Here is a 15,246-nt window from a genome sequence, read left to right on the forward strand (position 1 = left end):
GCTCGCGCTGCGGGTCAACCAAATGACCGGTAGATTACAAATTCGCAAGATAGCCCTCACAGGGCTTTTACCGCGTTAAAGTGCTTCCCGCTTCCCTGGGCAGATCTTTTCGCCTCTGCCTTTCACGCTAGAGCCAAGCCGCTTTCGTCTTGACCTAGTTACTACATGGATTTTTTTGGTTCCGCTTACCGCGCACCTCCTTGCCGAGTTACCTCAAAACATGCGCATCCTGGTTGTCGAAGACGAGATCAAAGCTGCGGAATACTTGCAGCAGGGTCTTATCGAATGTGGTTACTTGGTCGATTGCGTAAGTGATGGCCTCGATGGGTTTCACCTGGCACTGCAGAACGACTATGACATCGTGCTGCTAGATGTGAATCTGCCAACCATGGATGGGTGGGAGGTTCTCGAACTCATCAGGCGGCGTAAGCAGACACGCGTCATCATGCTGACTGCCAATGGCCGCTTAGAGCAAAAAGTCCGCGGCTTGGAATCGGGCGCCGACGACTATCTGGTCAAGCCGTTCCAGTTCCCCGAGCTGCTTGCCCGTATCCGGACACTGTTGCGGCGAGGCGAGGCAGTCACACTTCCGAGCAACCTGCGTGTAGCCGACCTCGAACTGGACCCGGCCCGGCATAGGGCTTACCGGAGCGGTCAGCGTATCGACCTCACCAGCAAAGAATTTGCGTTATTGCATCTGCTCATGCGCCGGACTGGCGAAGTCCTCACGCGTACGGAAATAACTGCCATGGTGTGGGACATCAATTTCGACTGCGATACCAATGTGGTGGATGTTGCGATTCGTCGCCTGCGGATGAAAGTGGACGAACCCTTCGGCGATCGCCTGATACACACCATCCGGGGTGTGGGCTACGTGCTGGAGGCGCGGCCTTGAAGCCACTCAGCCTCGCATCGCGTCTCGCGCTTCAAATCACACTGACCGGCGCCGCTTTGGTCGCGCTGCTGATTGCACTGAGCTACTGGGTACTGGTGCGCCAACTGGAACTGCGCGCCCAGGAGGAAGTGACGGCCAAGCTCTCTCAGATCGATCATGGACTCCTCGAAGACACCAAAGCCCGTATGGGCCGCTCCTGGCAACACGCATTGAGCGATACCGTACTCGGCCATGACAACCTTTCGATTACGGTCATCGGCGATACAGCGAAATCACCCATTTTCAGTATCGGCCGATTCGCCAATGCGCCGCAGCAGCTGGATCTCGTGAGCAGGGACGGCGACTATCTTGGCTGGACAACGAAAGATGGCGTGCAGATGCTAACCGGGCGCAAGCAAATCCAAGTCCCGGGACTGGCTCCAATGACGCTTTTACTTTCGCAAGATCGCAGTGCCGATCAACGGCTGGTGGCTGCATTCCTGCGCTCGGCCTTAGTGACCGTGCCGATGCTACTGATATTGATCGGATTGGCTGGATGGCTAATCGCCCAAAATGGCTTGCGGCCGCTTCGCAAGTTCCGGGCCTTGGCGACTAAGGTATCTACACAGGATCTATCACCTCGAATCCGCACCGATCGGCTTCCGCAAGAGCTCCAGGCATTGGCGCACAGCCTCAACGTAATGCTTCATCGACTCGATGACGGCGTTCAGCAACTGTCACAATTCTCGGACGATGTGGCTCATGAGTTAAAAACTCCGCTGAACAACCTGATAGGCAAGGCGCAGGTGACTTTGGTGCGTGAGCGAAGCAAGGAGCATTATCGGGAGGTGATCGAGTCGTCGGTTGAAGAACTCGAACGCATGGATCGAATCGTGTCAGACATGCTGTTTCTCGCCCAGGCCAGCCACGCCAGCCCAGCACTGAAGCTCGAACAATTATCTTTAGGAAGCGAGGCGAGGCGCGTATGTGAATACTTCGAAGTCCTTGCCGAAGAAGCGGGAGTCGCTACGACAGTAACGGGCGATGCCATGATTTTGGGAAATCGACTTATGGTCCAGCGGGCCATTTCCAACCTGCTATCCAACGCGCTGCGGCATTCAAATACTGGCAGTACGGTCGAACTTAAGATCCTTGAGGAGGACGTAGACATCGTCTCGCTGGCTGTCACCAATCATGGCGCGACTATCGAATCGGATCATCTCCCACATCTGTTCGACCGCTTTTACCGCGTTAACGGCATACAACCTCGCGGGGCAGGATTGGGGCTAGCGATTGTCCGCTCAGTGATGAACCTCCACAAAGGCCACGTGGCCGTCGCCAGCAAAGACGGTCGGACCACGTTTGAACTCACGTTTCCTCGGCAGGCCTGACTCAAAGTGATACCGCACGGAGACAGCCATCACTACGAAGGGGCAAAAACCACAGGGACAAACAACCATTTCGAGGGCATGCGCGTTGGCCGGGTAACCAGGCCCGCAAGCCCCAACGCCGTTCATTTAATGCATGCGTCCTCGCTAATTCCGGCGAGAATGCCGCAAGCCTCAACTTCCCGCCCATCGTTGCAATTAGCCCGCAGTGAAACGAGTTGTCGTTCGAGTGATTGCAGAGCGGTTATCTGGGATCTGACTTGAGAAATGTGATCATCGAGTAAGGCATTGACGGCCGTACAAGGCTGGCGAGGGTCATCCTGGTAGCTTTGGAGTGCGTGAATCTCTGGAAGTGACAGATTCAAGATTCGGCAGCGCCGGATGAAAGCTAGCCGCTCGCCATGCTTCTCGGTGTAGACACGATAGCCGTTCGCCTGGCGATCAGGCGGTGGCAACAAGCCCTGCTGCTCATAGAAGCGGATCGTCTGTGTATCAATCCCTATTAGCCTTGCTAACTGACCAATGCGCATCGTGTGAATCCTCATCGGCTCTGCGTTATTGACCTTATAGTAGCTATAAGGCTTTTAATGATCCCATCTTCGATTTCAAGTGGAGCCGTATCATGAGCAAGTCCGATGGTCCCTGCGGCTGCGATGCGACGCCAGCCGCTGATGCCGATGTGCAAAACCCTTCCGATACGACGGGGCAATGGGTCAGTGTTTACGCCGTGCCCAAGATGGATTGTCCATCAGAAGAGCGAATGATCCGCTTGGCGCTGAATGGTTTGGACGGAGTTCGGAAGCTGACTTTTGATCTGTCGGACCGTCGGTTAGATGTCATGCATGACAGTGCCGTTGAGCCCATAACCAAAAAGCTGGCGACGTTAGGGCTAGGCGCCACTCTTCAGAAAACTGTCGCGGCAGACCCAGAGATGATCAAAGCCGCCGAGAATCCGGCGAACTCTACACAGGAATCCCGCTCCCTACGTTTACTGCTAGGCATCAACGCCTTCATGTTCGTGGTAGAGATGACTGCTGGCCTGATCGCCAGGTCCGCAGGTCTGATTGCCGATTCGCTCGACATGTTCGCTGACGCGGCAGTGTACGGCCTGGCCCTTTATGCGGTTGGGCGCAGCGTCAATCTGCAGGTGCGTGCTGCACACCTTGCTGGTGTGCTCCAGCTGATTTTGGCCCTCGGCGTGCTCGTAGAGGTGGTCAGACGCTTTATATTCGGCAGCGAGCCCGAGTCGCTGATAATGATGGCCGTCGCGTTCCTGGCATTGCTCGCCAACACGGGTTGTTTGCTGCTGATTTCCAAACACCGGGAAGGTGGTGCTCACATGAAAGCGAGCTGGATATTCTCCGCCAATGATGTGGTCATCAACATGGGGGTTATAGTCGCCGGAGCGCTCGTCGCTTGGACTGGGTCAAACTACCCAGACCTGATTATCGGTACCGTTGTGGGATTCATCGTTCTAAACGGCGCTCGGCGTATTCTGGCGCTCAAGAGCTAAAGAAGCTCCCGTTACAGAAAAAGGCGTCGTCATGCCTCTAAGCCATCCGGGTCTAGCGGCGTCAGCTAAAACTGGCGACGCAGCTTTAGCCGTTAGCGGATGGTGGGTATTGTAGAACGTGGGCTGCAAAGTCCATCAGCGAGACGAAGCCGCACTGATCGGCTTTCCTTCACGCTGTTGGTGGTAGCCCCGCTTAACCAATCAGCTCTACGAATGCCTGAGTGATCACAACCGCTGCGGCCAATGCGCGAACGGACTTTGGGAGCGCCATCGTCAGGAAAAGCACTACAAGCGAGTTGTGAGTGCTTGAACTGAAGGCCGATAGCTGGAGGCGACCTCGATGTGCGCTAGTGCTACGTTCTAGTGACAGTCCCCGTGCCCAAAATGTGGTCTGCAAATTCGATCAGGCTAGCTAATCGGTCAGGACCACGGATGGCATCGCGCTGGAGGTGGAAGCCATGCATTCCCAGCCTTTCGGGACCGAACACATCGGCCTCCAATGTATCGCCGATCATTGCAATGGAAGACGCTTTGCAACCCAACCGCTTTAGCAGATGTTCGTAGATCGCTGGCTCCGGTTTGATCGCGCCCACCTCGAAGCTCCAGGCATAGGCGTCAAACTCAGGCAGTAGCAACTTGGCAGGTATGGCATAGGGGGTAGCCAAGTTGGAGCACAGCGCCACTTTCAGCCCCGCTCTCTTAAGGCTTTCCAGTGCCCGCAGGGCATCATCATAGGGACGCACGCTGGCCAGTTCCGCGTAGAGATCAAGCTCCAAAATAGCAAGCTCATCGTTACCTAGTTGTGTACCAAACAGGTCGGCGGCGCCGGCCAGCCCCAAGTTTCGTGTCATCAATGTCCTGGCATCATCGGCCCTAGGTTGACGACCTTGGCTGCGTACCTGTTTTAAGAGCTTGCGAAATGGCCGCCGTCGTTCACTGATTTGCAGGAGTGTGCCATAGACATCAAAAATTACGGCTTCTATCAAAACAGAGCACCTGCGCTTAGGCTTTGCACGGTTCGGTATTCATTAAAAGAAAGCGGCCGGGCTTCGGATAAGGGAGGCATAGGCTAGGCCAGCAAGCGGTATTCGCGCGAGCTACTTTTTTCAGCAGCTCGCTTCAGCATTCGTACGACCTGACATACCGGAGAACCTGACAGAAATGTAATGGTTACTTCAGCCTTTGGTCAGGACGCTTTGCATATATTGGTTGTCGGACGCTGTAAGCATCGGAAAAACCACAAACGTCCCCGCAGTAGGCTGTTCGTTGCTAACCAATCCATAAGGAGCCCGCATGACCTCCTCGCATTGCCATCATCAGCCTGACCAAACGAAAGGCTCTGCAGGACTCACAGACCCCGTCTGCGGGATGAAGGTGAAAGAGGACAGCGAGCATCAAGAGCACTATCAGGGAAGCACTTACCGCTTCTGCAGCCAGGGTTGCCAGACCAAGTTTCGTTCTGATCCTGCTAGATATCTCACTGCACAGCAGGATCATAGGGCGTCGTCTCAGGCTTCTACGTCGGCGGCACAGAAGGCACCCGACGGTGATGTAACGACCGAGTACACCTGTCCAATGCACCCTGAGATTCGCCAAATGGGGCCAGGTGATTGCCCTATCTGCGGGATGTCATTAGAACCGCTGATCCCTGAACTCGACGAGGAGGAGAATCCCGAACTCAAGGACTTCTCGAAGCGATTCTGGTGGTCTCTGCCCCTGACCGTAGCAGTAACCCTGTTGGCAATGGCGGGACATGCGATACCGCTGTTTCACGGCGCTAGCCAGAACTGGGTTGAACTAGCCCTTACGACCCCGGTTGTCTTGTGGGCAGGTTGGCCATTTTTCGTGCGCGGTTTCGCATCAGTTAAGCATCGCAGCCCAAACATGTGGACGTTGATCGGGCTTGGCACAGGGGCTGCGTATATTTACAGCATCGTAGCAACCGTCTTACCGAGCATATTTCCAGAGTCATTCACTGTGGGCGGCCGGATAGGCGTTTACTACGAAGCCGCAGCGGTCATCATTTCACTGACGCTTTTAGGTCAGCTGCTCGAACTGAAGGCCCGCTCTCAGACATCTTCCGCAATCAAGTCCCTGCTTGGCTTATCACCCAAAACAGCTCGCCGTATCGCCAAGGATGGTTCCGAGGAGGACATCCCGCTCACACATGTTCACGAGGGCGACCATCTGCGCGTTCGTCCTGGTGAAAAGGTACCCGTTGATGGAGAGGTGTTAGAGGGCGAGAGCGCCGTCGACGAATCCATGCTAACGGGCGAGCCGGTTCCGGTGACGAAGCGGACAGGCGATTCGCTTATCGGCGCGACGATGAACACGAGCGGCTCGCTTGTCATGCGAGCCACCAGGGTTGGCTCCGGGACTATGCTTTCACAAATCGTCCAGATGGTTGCGAATGCGCAACGCTCCAAAGCACCCATGCAGCGAATGGCGGACACGGTTGCGGGTTATTTCGTGCTGACGGTCATTGGTATCGCCTTGCTGACATTCTTTGCATGGGGCCTGTTTGGACCCGAGCAGGGCTGGGTATTCGGCCTGATCAATGCAGTTGCGGTTCTGATCATTGCTTGCCCTTGCGCACTTGGCCTTGCAACGCCTATGTCGATCATGGTTGCCACAGGCAAAGCGGCTGGAAGCGGAGTGCTTTTCAGAGACGCAGGCGCCATCGAGAACGTCCGTAAGGTAGACACGCTGATTGTCGATAAAACAGGAACCTTGACCGAGGGCCGACCTGTCTTCGATCGGGCCATAGGCGTCACGCCGTTTGACTCGCAGGAAGTCATCCGTTTGTCTGCCAGCTTGGATCAAGGTAGTGAGCATCCCCTAGCCCTCGCGATCGTAGACCATGCCAGAAGCGAAGGTATCCAGCTGGCGAAGCCAGAGACCTTCGAGTCAGGGTCAGGTATCGGAGTCCGTGGTCTGGTGGAAGGCAAGCAGCTACAACTAGGCAACACCGCGCTTATGGAAGATGCGGGTGTGAGCGTCGAGCCGTTGAGAGATCAGGCAGAAAAAATGCGCGAGAGCGGTACCAGCATTGTGTACCTGGCTGTTGATGGGGCACTTGCCGGCTTGCTGGCCGTATCGGACCCAATCAAACCGACTTCCAAGGAAGCTGTAGCGCGGCTCCAAGCGGAGGGCGTGCAAGTCATCATGGCCACCGGCGACGGGCTTACCACTGCCCGCGCGGTGGCTCGTGAGCTATCGATCGATGAGGTGCATGGCGAAGTGAAGCCGCAGGACAAGGAGGCGCTGGTGGTTAAGCTACAAGCCCTAGGTAAAGTAGTCGCCATGGCAGGCGACGGAATAAATGATGCGCCGGCGCTCGCCAGGGCTGATGTCGGCATAGCGATGGGCACGGGCACTGACGTCGCCATGAACAGCGCCCAAGTTACGCTCGTTAAAGGTGACCTGATGGGGATACTGCGCGCGCGCACGCTTTCGGTGGCGACGGTTCGCAATATGCGTCAGAACCTTCTGTTTGCCTTTATGTACAACGGGTTGAGCATCCCGATTGCCGCAGGTCTGCTCTATCCGTTCTTCGGACTGTTGCTGTCTCCGATGATTGCTGCCCTGGCCATGAGCCTCAGCTCAGCATCGGTTGTGTTCAACGCACTCCGGCTCCGTCAAACGCGTGTAGTTTGAAGCCTGTCGGCTTAGGCTTAGGCTTAGGCTTCGGTTGCGAAGCGACCGAAGCCTCATTGATTGCTCATGAATTGCCCCGTAAGCTGGAAATATGAAGTCCTACATGCGCTCCTTCCTTGTCCTGCTGCTAGTGCTCGCGCTTCCGATCAACGGGATGGCGCAATTGCTCATGCCGGTTGGGTCGTCAGCGCATCACGTAATGCCTGATAGGGTAGGCATAGAGGCTATGGCAGCCAGCCACGCGTCGATGGCTGGCGTCAGCGGCGCTGAGCCCGAGTGCTGTGAAGCGAATGAGCATGGAACGGCGACCGTCTGCAAGACGGGCCAAGAATGCAAAACTGCAAGTATCCTTCAGCTTGTCTCAATAAAAGCCCAGCTGATGCCTGCTGCTAAACCCGTGACCACTCCCTATAACGGCCTGATCCCCTCTAGCCTTTTAGACGCCGTCTGGCATCCACCCCGCGTCTAATTCCGATCAAATTATAGGAACCGCCCGAGTGAGCATTCGGGCCGGCTACCGCGCGCCTTTGGCTCGCATGAAAGATCAGGAATCCTTCGCAAATGAAACCCCGTATTTATTGGGCGCCGCCGTACGTGGCCGCCTTGATCATGGGCGCGCTCTCGTTTCCAGGGTTAGCGTCCGCTTTGACCTTAGAACAAGCTCTGAGCGTGGCCGAGCAAGACGCGCCTTCGCTGCATGCGCAAGCCGCCAACCTGGTGGCCGCACGCAGCGCTGCAATCCCTGCCGGCGAGCTTCCTGACCCTAAACTTAAGCTTGGACTGCAAAGCGTGCCCATCGAAGGTGACGCTCGCTGGCAGTTGGAGCAAGAGGCCATGACCATGCAAATGGTTGGGGTCATGCAAGATGTGCCAAACCGAGCGAAAAGGCGCGCTCGTGTCGAGGCCGCGCAGGCTAGTGTTGCGCTCGCAAACGCCCAGCAAACGGTTGAACGTCTCGGTGTGCGCCAAGCAACCGCCGAGGCATGGATCGCTAGCTTCGCGGTCGAGCAGAAGCTAAGCCTTTTCAAGCAGCTTTACAGCGAGAATCAGCTCCTTTCGCGGGCTGTTCAGGCCCGCATTGCTGGCGGCAGCGGACAAACCGCAGACAGCGTACTTCCGAGGCAAGAGGCAGCATTGCTGGCTGAACAAGAGGATGAGCTGCTGCGTAACCAGGCTGTTGCGCGGGCCGGCCTCCGGCGCTGGATAGGCGAGCTAGCAGGCCAGCCGCTTACAGGTGACTGGCCGCAATGGCTTGCCGCCGTTGATAACTATCAGCACAACCTGAACCGGCACCCGGCGTTACTCGCCTTCGACCCGATGACTCGTGAAGCGGAGGCAAAGGTTCACCAGGCCATCGCAGAGAAAACACCGGATTGGAGCTGGGGGATCGACTACCTGCGACGTGGCCGTGAGTACGGCGACATGGTGAACCTCAGCGTCAGCTTCGACCTGCCGCTGTTTACCAGCTCTCGGCAGGATCCGAAGATCGCGGCCGAACGAGCTCGCCTTGCCCAGATCGAGGCTCAGCGCCAAGCGACCTTGCGCCTGTACAACCAAGAGCTGAGTACTGACCTCGCTGAGTATCAGCGTCTGGACCGCGCACTCATCCGCCTCGACAAAACCTTACTACCCCTCGCTGAAGAGAAGGTCCGCCTTGCCATGGCCGATTACCGCTCCGGAAGCGGTGAGCTGACCGCTGTGATCGAAGCGCGACGACAGCTTGTGGAGACCCGGCTACGGCGTATTGACGTCGCCCGCGATCGATCGTTGAGCAATGCCCGCCTGCATTTCGCCTTTGGAGATACCCGACCATGACATTCCAACACAAGCGGCTGGTACTCGCCTTCAGTCTGCCTCTGATGATTAGCGCTGCAGCGCTAATCGGTCTGCCTACCGCAGCCTTCGGACAATCGCCTGCAGAAGAAGACAAGGAAGTGCTCTATTGGTATGACCCTATGGTCCCCCAGCAAAAGTTCGATAAGCCGGGCAAGTCGCCATTCATGGATATGGAATTGATTCCACGCTATGCAGATGAGGGAAGCGACGGGGCATCGATCAGTATCGACCCGAGCGTGACGCAGAATCTCGGCGTGCGCTTGGCAACCGTAACGCGTGAATCGATCAGCCAGTCGCTCGAAGCGACAGGCGCGTTGATGTTTGACGAGCGAGACGTGGCGGTTGTGCAGGCGCGTGCCGGTGGCTTTGTCGAGCGCGTTTACGACCGAGCACCGGAGGATGTCATCGAAAAAGGCGCGCCGTTAGCCGATCTTTTGGTTCCCGAATGGGCTGCCGCACAGGAAGAGTACCTGGCGCTCAAAGGGGTCGGCCAACCCCAGCTGCTCGCAGCGGCTCGCCAGCGGTTGCGCCTTGCTGGCATGCCGCCAGAAGTCATAGTGCAGCTAGAACGAACTGGTAAAGCGCGCCCCGTTTGGACAGTGACGAGTCCAATAGGCGGCGTGCTGAACAGCCTCGACGTTCGCGAGGGCATGACCGTACCCGCCGGCGCTACTCTTGCGCGCGTCAACGGGCTGGACACGGTTTGGCTAGAAGTTGCAGTACCAGAGGCGCGGATCGCAAATTTAGCGCCAGGGCAATCAGTAACAACGCGCCTGCCCGCTTTTGCGGGTGAAACGCTGGAAGGAACGATCCAGACGGTACTATCGCAGGCCAACCTGGATAGCCGCACTGTGCGTGTCCGGGTCGAGCTACCTAACCCGCAACAACGGCTTCGTCCCGGCATGACGGCCGAGGTGACGTTGAGTCGCAACGTCGAAGATGTCTTGGTCATCCCGTCCGAGGCGGTCATTCGCACCGGTCGGCGCGCATTGGTGATGCTGGCCGAGGATCAAGGCCGTTACCGCCCGATTGAGGTTCGCACAGGCCGGGAATTCGATGACCAGACAGAGGTGCTTGAAGGGCTGGAAGCCGGTCAGAAGGTCGTGGCGTCCGGTCAGTTTCTCCTGGATTCAGAGGCGAGCCTACGCGGGCTGACCGCTCAGGGTTTGGAGGAGCCTGCAACTTCTACAGAACCTGCGCTGCACGAGGCTGAAGGTACGATCGTCAGCCTGGAAGATGGCATGGTTGGCCTGTCGCATGGGCCGTTCAAGACGCTGAACATGCCTGGGATGACCATGTCCTTTCCGGTTGCGGATCAATCCCTGCTGTCAGGCTTGCAAGTCGACGACCGCGTCCGTGTGGGCGTGCGTGAAAGCGACGAAGGCCTGGTCATCGAGCGCATCGAGAAGCTCGGGGGCCAGAAATGATTGCAGCCATAATCCGATGGTCAGTAGCCAACCGCTTTCTGATCCTGCTGGCCACTTTGTTCGCGGTGGCCTGGGGTATCTGGTCGGTCAAGAACACTGCTGTCGATGCGTTGCCAGACCTTTCCGACGTTCAGGTCATCATTCGCACGCCATACCCAGGGCAGGCGCCGCAGATTGTCGAGAATCAGGTCACCTACCCGCTTACGACGACCATGCTGTCTGTTCCCGGTGCCAAAACGGTTCGCGGCTACTCCTTCTTTGGGGACAGCTACGTGTACGTCCTGTTCGAAGACGGCACAGACCTTTATTGGGCCCGTTCACGTGTGCTGGAGTACCTGAGTCAGGTTCAGAGCCGGCTCCCTGCCGCCGCCAAACCCGCCTTGGGGCCTGACGCCACAGGTGTCGGTTGGATTTACCAATATGCCTTGGTAGACCGAACGGGCAAGCATGACCTCTCACAGCTGCGCTCATTGCAAGATTGGTTTCTGCGCTATGAACTAAAGACACTACCCAACGTGGCGGAAGTCGCACCCATAGGCGGGATGGTCAAGCAGTACCAGGTCGTAATGGATCCTATACGGATGGCCAGCCGGGGCGTGACGCAGCAGCAGATTGCAAAGGCGATCGATGAAGCCAACCGTGAAACCGGCGGGAGTGTTCTGGAACTCGCAGAAACCGAGTTCATGGTCCGTGCGACCGGGTATCTCAAGACACTCAAAGACTTTCGAGCCATTCCTTTGCGTCTCGACGGCGGCGTGCCAGTGACGCTAGGGGACGTTGCGCATATCCAGCTCGGCCCGGAAATGCGCCGGGGCATCAGCGAGCTTGACGGTGAAGGTGAGGTAGTCGGCGGCGTGGTGATCCTGCGGAGCGGCAAGAACGCTCGGGAAACCATCGCTGCCGTTCAGACCAAACTGGATGAGCTGAAAGCGAGCCTGCCCCAAGGCGTCGAAATCGTCACGACGTACGACCGTAGCAAGCTGATCGACAGTGCCGTTGAAAACCTCACGCACAAGCTCATCGAGGAGTTCATTGTCGTTGCGTTGGTTTGCGCGATTTTTCTGTGGCATCTGCGCTCGTCGTTGGTCGCCATCGTGTCGTTGCCGATCGGCATCCTGATTGCTTTTGTGATCATGCAGCGGCAAGGCATCAACGCCAACATCATGTCGTTGGGTGGCATCGCGATCGCCATCGGAGCGATGGTCGATGCAGCAATCGTCATGATCGAAAACGCCCACAAGCACATTGAGGCCTGGCACAAGCGGCATCCTGACTCCACCTTGAAGGGCCAGGAGCACTGGAAGGTCATTACTGACGCGGCTGTTGAAGTGGGGCCGGCACTGTTCTTCAGCCTGCTGATCATCACGCTGTCGTTCATACCAGTGTTCACCCTGGAGGCGCAGGAAGGCCGGCTGTTCGGTCCACTGGCGTTCACCAAAACCTATGCAATGGCAGCCGCCGCGGGCCTGTCTGTCACGCTGGTTCCGGTGCTCATGGGGTATTGGATCAGGGGCAAAATCCCTGACGAACACCGTAATCCACTCAACCGTGGCCTCATCTGGATCTACAAGCCGGCCCTGGACGCGGTACTGCGCTGGCCCAAGATGACTCTGCTGGTGGCTGTTCTGGTCTTCCTGACAGGCTTGTGGCCGGCCTCTCGCCTTGGTGGGGAGTTCTTGCCCCCGCTGGATGAAGGTGACCTCCTTTATATGCCCACTGCGCTTCCAGGCCTCTCCGCTCAGAAGGCTTCTGAGCTACTGCAGCAGACGGACCGGCTCATAAAAACGGTTCCAGAAGTTGCACACGTGTTCGGTAAGGCTGGTCGAGCCGACACCGCTACAGATCCCGCCCCGCTGGAAATGTTCGAGACGACCATTCAGTTCAAGCCGAAGGATCAATGGCGCCCTGGGATGACGCCTGACAAGCTGGTTGAGGAGTTGGATCGCACCGTACAGGTACCTGGATTAGCCAATCTGTGGATCCCGCCGATTCGAAACCGTATCGATATGCTGGCGACGGGTATCAAGAGCCCGATCGGGGTGAAAGTGTATGGCACTGACTTGGCACAGATCGACAAAGCCACCCAGGCAGTGGAAAAAATCGCCAAAACGGTGCCTGGGGTCAGTTCGGCGCTTGCTGAGAGACTGACCGGCGGCAGGTATATCGATGTGGATATCGATCGTGTCGCCGCCGCACGCTACGGCCTGAATATCGCGGACGTGCAATCGATCGTGGCCGGTGCCATCGGTGGTCAAACCATTGGTGAAACCGTGGAAGGGCTCGCCAGGTATCCGATCAACCTCCGCTATGGCCGCGAGTGGCGCGACTCGATATCCGATCTGCGCAACCTACCGATCTACACGCCGCAAGGCAGCCAGATCACGTTGGGGACCGTGGCCAAAGTACAGGTGACAGACGGACCGCCCATGCTTAAAAGCGAAAACGCAAGGCTGTCGGGCTGGGTTTACGTCGATGTTCGTGGCCGCGACATGGCGGCTGTGGTGGGCGATCTGAGGGAAAAGATCAGCAAAGGGGTCCAGCTCGAATCCGGCATGAGCATCAGCTATTCCGGCCAATTCGAATTCATGGAGCGAGCTAACGCGAAGCTGAAGCTCGTCGTGCCGGCTACCTTGCTCATCATTTTTGTCTTGCTCTACCTCACGTTTGGGCGCTTTGGGGAGGCGTTGCTGATCATGGCCACGCTGCCATTCGCCCTAACCGGTGGCGTCTGGTTCCTCTATTTGCTCGGGTACAACCTATCCGTAGCGACAGGAATCGGTTTCATCGCACTGGCAGGCGTTTCTGCTGAGTTCGGCGTCATTATGCTGCTGTATTTGAAGAAGGCATGGACAGATCGGGTTAACGCTGGAGCCCATGGCGAAGGCGTACTGCTCGACGCAATCCGCGAAGGCGCTGTGCAGCGGGTGCGCCCCAAGGCCATGACCGTAGCAGTGATTATCGCCGGTCTGCTGCCCATCCTCTGGGGTAGCGGAACCGGCAGCGAAATCATGAGCCGCATCGCCGCGCCCATGGTGGGCGGGATGATCACCGCCCCTTTGCTCTCCCTGTTCGTTCTGCCGGCAGCTTACCTGCTGATGCGCCGCCGGCAATTGCGAGTTACCACCCAGCAAGCAACCAACCCCACTGGAGAACATCCATGAACATTAAGCACATCACCCTTGCCTCACTCTTCCTGGTGCCAGTCGCCTATGCCGCCGACAAGGAGCCAATGGACGGCATGCCGATGGATCACAAAGGCATGAACATGCCAATGGACCAGAAGTCGGCGGGACAGACCGCTACAGCCATCGGCACAGTCAAGAAAGTAAACACCGAGAGCGGCACCGTGACCATTGCACACGGCCCGGTCGAAGCGCTGGGTTGGCCTTCTATGACGATGGGCTTCAAAGCGAAGCCTGATCAGCTCCAAACGCTGAAAGAAGGGGACCAGGTCGAATTCGAGTTCTCCTCGAAAGGTATGGATTCCACCATTACGCGCATCGAAAAGCAGTAAAGAGCAGAAAGCGACCGCCGCAGGCGCGGCGGTCGTACCAACACGAGAATGAAGCGATTACCGCTTTGTAACCTTGGCAACAGCTTCTTGTAAGTAGCAAGCCTTTAATCTACAGGCATCAACTAACCAAGAGGTGCAAACCATGAACCGCATAACCAAAGTAATCGTTCCTTTTATTCTGACCGTTGCTTCCTCGCTTGCAATGGCCGAAGGCGGAAGCGAACGTACGCTGAATCGCTTAAATGACTCGGCAGGAGCAAAGCCCACCCTTAAGGAGCTTGTCAAAGAGGGTCAAGTGCTGAGCATCGCACCTGCAGGGGCGACCGGCACGACTCGAATGATTCAAAACTATAGAACTAGTGCCCAAGTCCAGACGTATGAGATGAAGGTCAAGACCCCCGACGGGAAGATCCATACGGTAGAGTTCCTGAGCACCCCAGTTGGCGTGAACAATGGCTAATCTGCCAAGCTTAATATCCGAGGGATAGTTAGATGAGCAGCATAATATCCAAGATTAAAAGCGTACTGCAGCGCAATCCGGTCGTAACGGGGTTAACCGCAGCTGTGGTTGGCTACATGCTACTGAACCAAAGCACTGCGGCGTTGGCAACAACGCTGCCAAGCCTGCTCTTTCTCTTGCCCTGCTTGTTGATGATGGTCGTATGCATGAAGCATATGTCTAGCGGTAAGTGCGACAAGCCCAAGGAGCCCAACGTTGGCGAAAACACCTTGTTAAGCAAAAGCGAATAACCCACTGAACTTGGAGATTTAACATGCGAAAGGCCATCACCGTTACAGCAATCGCAATCACCTTGGCGAGCGGACTGAGTTTCGCAGCGGCAGATAAAGCGGACCAAAGCCATTCAGAAACCGGCATGATGAGCGGCGACAAGCATATGGAAATGATGGGTGACATGCGTGGAATGATGAAAGAGTGTCGTGAGATGATGGGGGCCGCCAAAGCCGACCACTCGCAAAATGGCGAAAATCCAGACGCAGCATAGGATATGAGGGTGTGAGTAACAATGATCGAAGCA

At 56.9% G+C, this 15,246-nt stretch carries 13 protein-coding genes and 1 pseudogene; 11 read left to right on the forward strand and 3 right to left on the reverse strand.

The annotated features are described in order from the left end of the window. Nucleotides 1-220: 220 nt before the first annotated feature. Complete coding sequence (locus KVO92_RS14115; protein ID WP_008569962.1) at nt 221-895, forward strand: heavy metal response regulator transcription factor; 675 nt, start codon at nt 221-223, stop codon at nt 893-895. After that, complete coding sequence (locus tag KVO92_RS14120) at nt 892-2,265, forward strand: heavy metal sensor histidine kinase (RefSeq protein WP_003292663.1); 1,374 nt, start codon at nt 892-894, stop codon at nt 2,263-2,265. The genes KVO92_RS14115 and KVO92_RS14120 overlap by 4 nt, the downstream gene beginning before the upstream one ends. Before the next feature lie 122 nt (nt 2,266-2,387). Here the strand turns inward: KVO92_RS14120 and cadR are convergent, their stop codons facing one another. Beyond that, nucleotides 2,388-2,792 (reverse strand): Cd(II)/Pb(II)-responsive transcriptional regulator, encoded by a 405-nt coding sequence (gene cadR, locus KVO92_RS14125; RefSeq protein WP_003292662.1) that lies wholly within the window; start codon nt 2,790-2,792, stop codon nt 2,388-2,390. Between the two features lie 92 nt (nt 2,793-2,884). Here cadR and KVO92_RS14130 point away from each other — a divergent pair, with 92 nt between their 5' ends. Next, the gene (locus tag KVO92_RS14130) at nt 2,885-3,775 is read left to right on the forward strand and encodes a cation transporter (RefSeq protein WP_021210268.1); all 891 of its coding nucleotides are present in this window, start codon (nt 2,885-2,887) and stop codon (nt 3,773-3,775) included. Nucleotides 3,776-3,968: 193 nt separating this feature from the next. Here the strand turns inward: KVO92_RS14130 and KVO92_RS22660 are convergent. Both KVO92_RS22660 and KVO92_RS14135 read right to left on the reverse strand, forming a co-directional pair. Continuing rightward, nucleotides 3,969-4,094 (reverse strand): annotated as a pseudogene (locus KVO92_RS22660) (arsenic resistance protein); the annotation flags it as partial. A 34-nt stretch (nt 4,095-4,128) separates the two neighbouring features. Continuing rightward, complete coding sequence (locus KVO92_RS14135; protein ID WP_036998676.1) at nt 4,129-4,761, reverse strand: HAD family hydrolase; 633 nt, start codon at nt 4,759-4,761, stop codon at nt 4,129-4,131. A 307-nt stretch (nt 4,762-5,068) separates the two neighbouring features. On the opposite strand from KVO92_RS14135, the gene KVO92_RS14140 reads away from it, so the two are divergent. The 8 genes from KVO92_RS14140 (at nt 5,069) to KVO92_RS14175 (ending at nt 15,213) form a co-directional block, all read left to right on the forward strand. Continuing rightward, a complete protein-coding gene (locus KVO92_RS14140; RefSeq protein WP_217476235.1) occupies nt 5,069-7,432 on the forward strand; it encodes a heavy metal translocating P-type ATPase in 2,364 nt (787 codons plus the stop codon). Between the two features lie 561 nt (nt 7,433-7,993). Then, nucleotides 7,994-9,247, forward strand: a complete 1,254-nt coding sequence (locus KVO92_RS14145) for a TolC family protein (protein ID WP_003292652.1) — start codon at nt 7,994-7,996, stop codon at nt 9,245-9,247. After that, on the forward strand, nt 9,244-10,695 hold the full coding sequence (locus KVO92_RS14150; RefSeq protein WP_217476236.1) for an efflux RND transporter periplasmic adaptor subunit: 1,452 nt from the start codon (nt 9,244-9,246) through the stop codon (nt 10,693-10,695). Before KVO92_RS14145 ends, KVO92_RS14150 begins: the two co-directional genes overlap by 4 nt. After that, on the forward strand, nt 10,692-13,856 hold the full coding sequence (locus KVO92_RS14155; RefSeq protein WP_217476237.1) for an efflux RND transporter permease subunit: 3,165 nt from the start codon (nt 10,692-10,694) through the stop codon (nt 13,854-13,856). The genes KVO92_RS14150 and KVO92_RS14155 overlap by 4 nt, the downstream gene beginning before the upstream one ends. Beyond that, nucleotides 13,853-14,209, forward strand: a complete 357-nt coding sequence (locus tag KVO92_RS14160) for a copper-binding protein (RefSeq protein WP_102829505.1) — start codon at nt 13,853-13,855, stop codon at nt 14,207-14,209. Before KVO92_RS14155 ends, KVO92_RS14160 begins: the two co-directional genes overlap by 4 nt. Before the next feature lie 142 nt (nt 14,210-14,351). Then, nucleotides 14,352-14,669, forward strand: coding sequence for a co-regulatory protein PtrA N-terminal domain-containing protein (locus tag KVO92_RS14165; RefSeq protein WP_003292648.1), 318 nt, complete (start codon nt 14,352-14,354; stop codon nt 14,667-14,669). A 32-nt stretch (nt 14,670-14,701) separates the two neighbouring features. Then, on the forward strand, nt 14,702-14,959 hold the full coding sequence (locus KVO92_RS14170; RefSeq protein ID WP_003292647.1) for a DUF2933 domain-containing protein: 258 nt from the start codon (nt 14,702-14,704) through the stop codon (nt 14,957-14,959). A 23-nt stretch (nt 14,960-14,982) separates the two neighbouring features. Beyond that, the gene (locus KVO92_RS14175) at nt 14,983-15,213 is read left to right on the forward strand and encodes a hypothetical protein (protein WP_003292646.1); all 231 of its coding nucleotides are present in this window, start codon (nt 14,983-14,985) and stop codon (nt 15,211-15,213) included. Nucleotides 15,214-15,246: the final 33 nt, after the last annotated feature.

This window comes from Stutzerimonas stutzeri (genome assembly GCF_019090095.1).
In the GTDB taxonomy this organism is placed as follows: Bacteria; Pseudomonadota; Gammaproteobacteria; order Pseudomonadales; family Pseudomonadaceae; genus Stutzerimonas; species Stutzerimonas stutzeri_AN.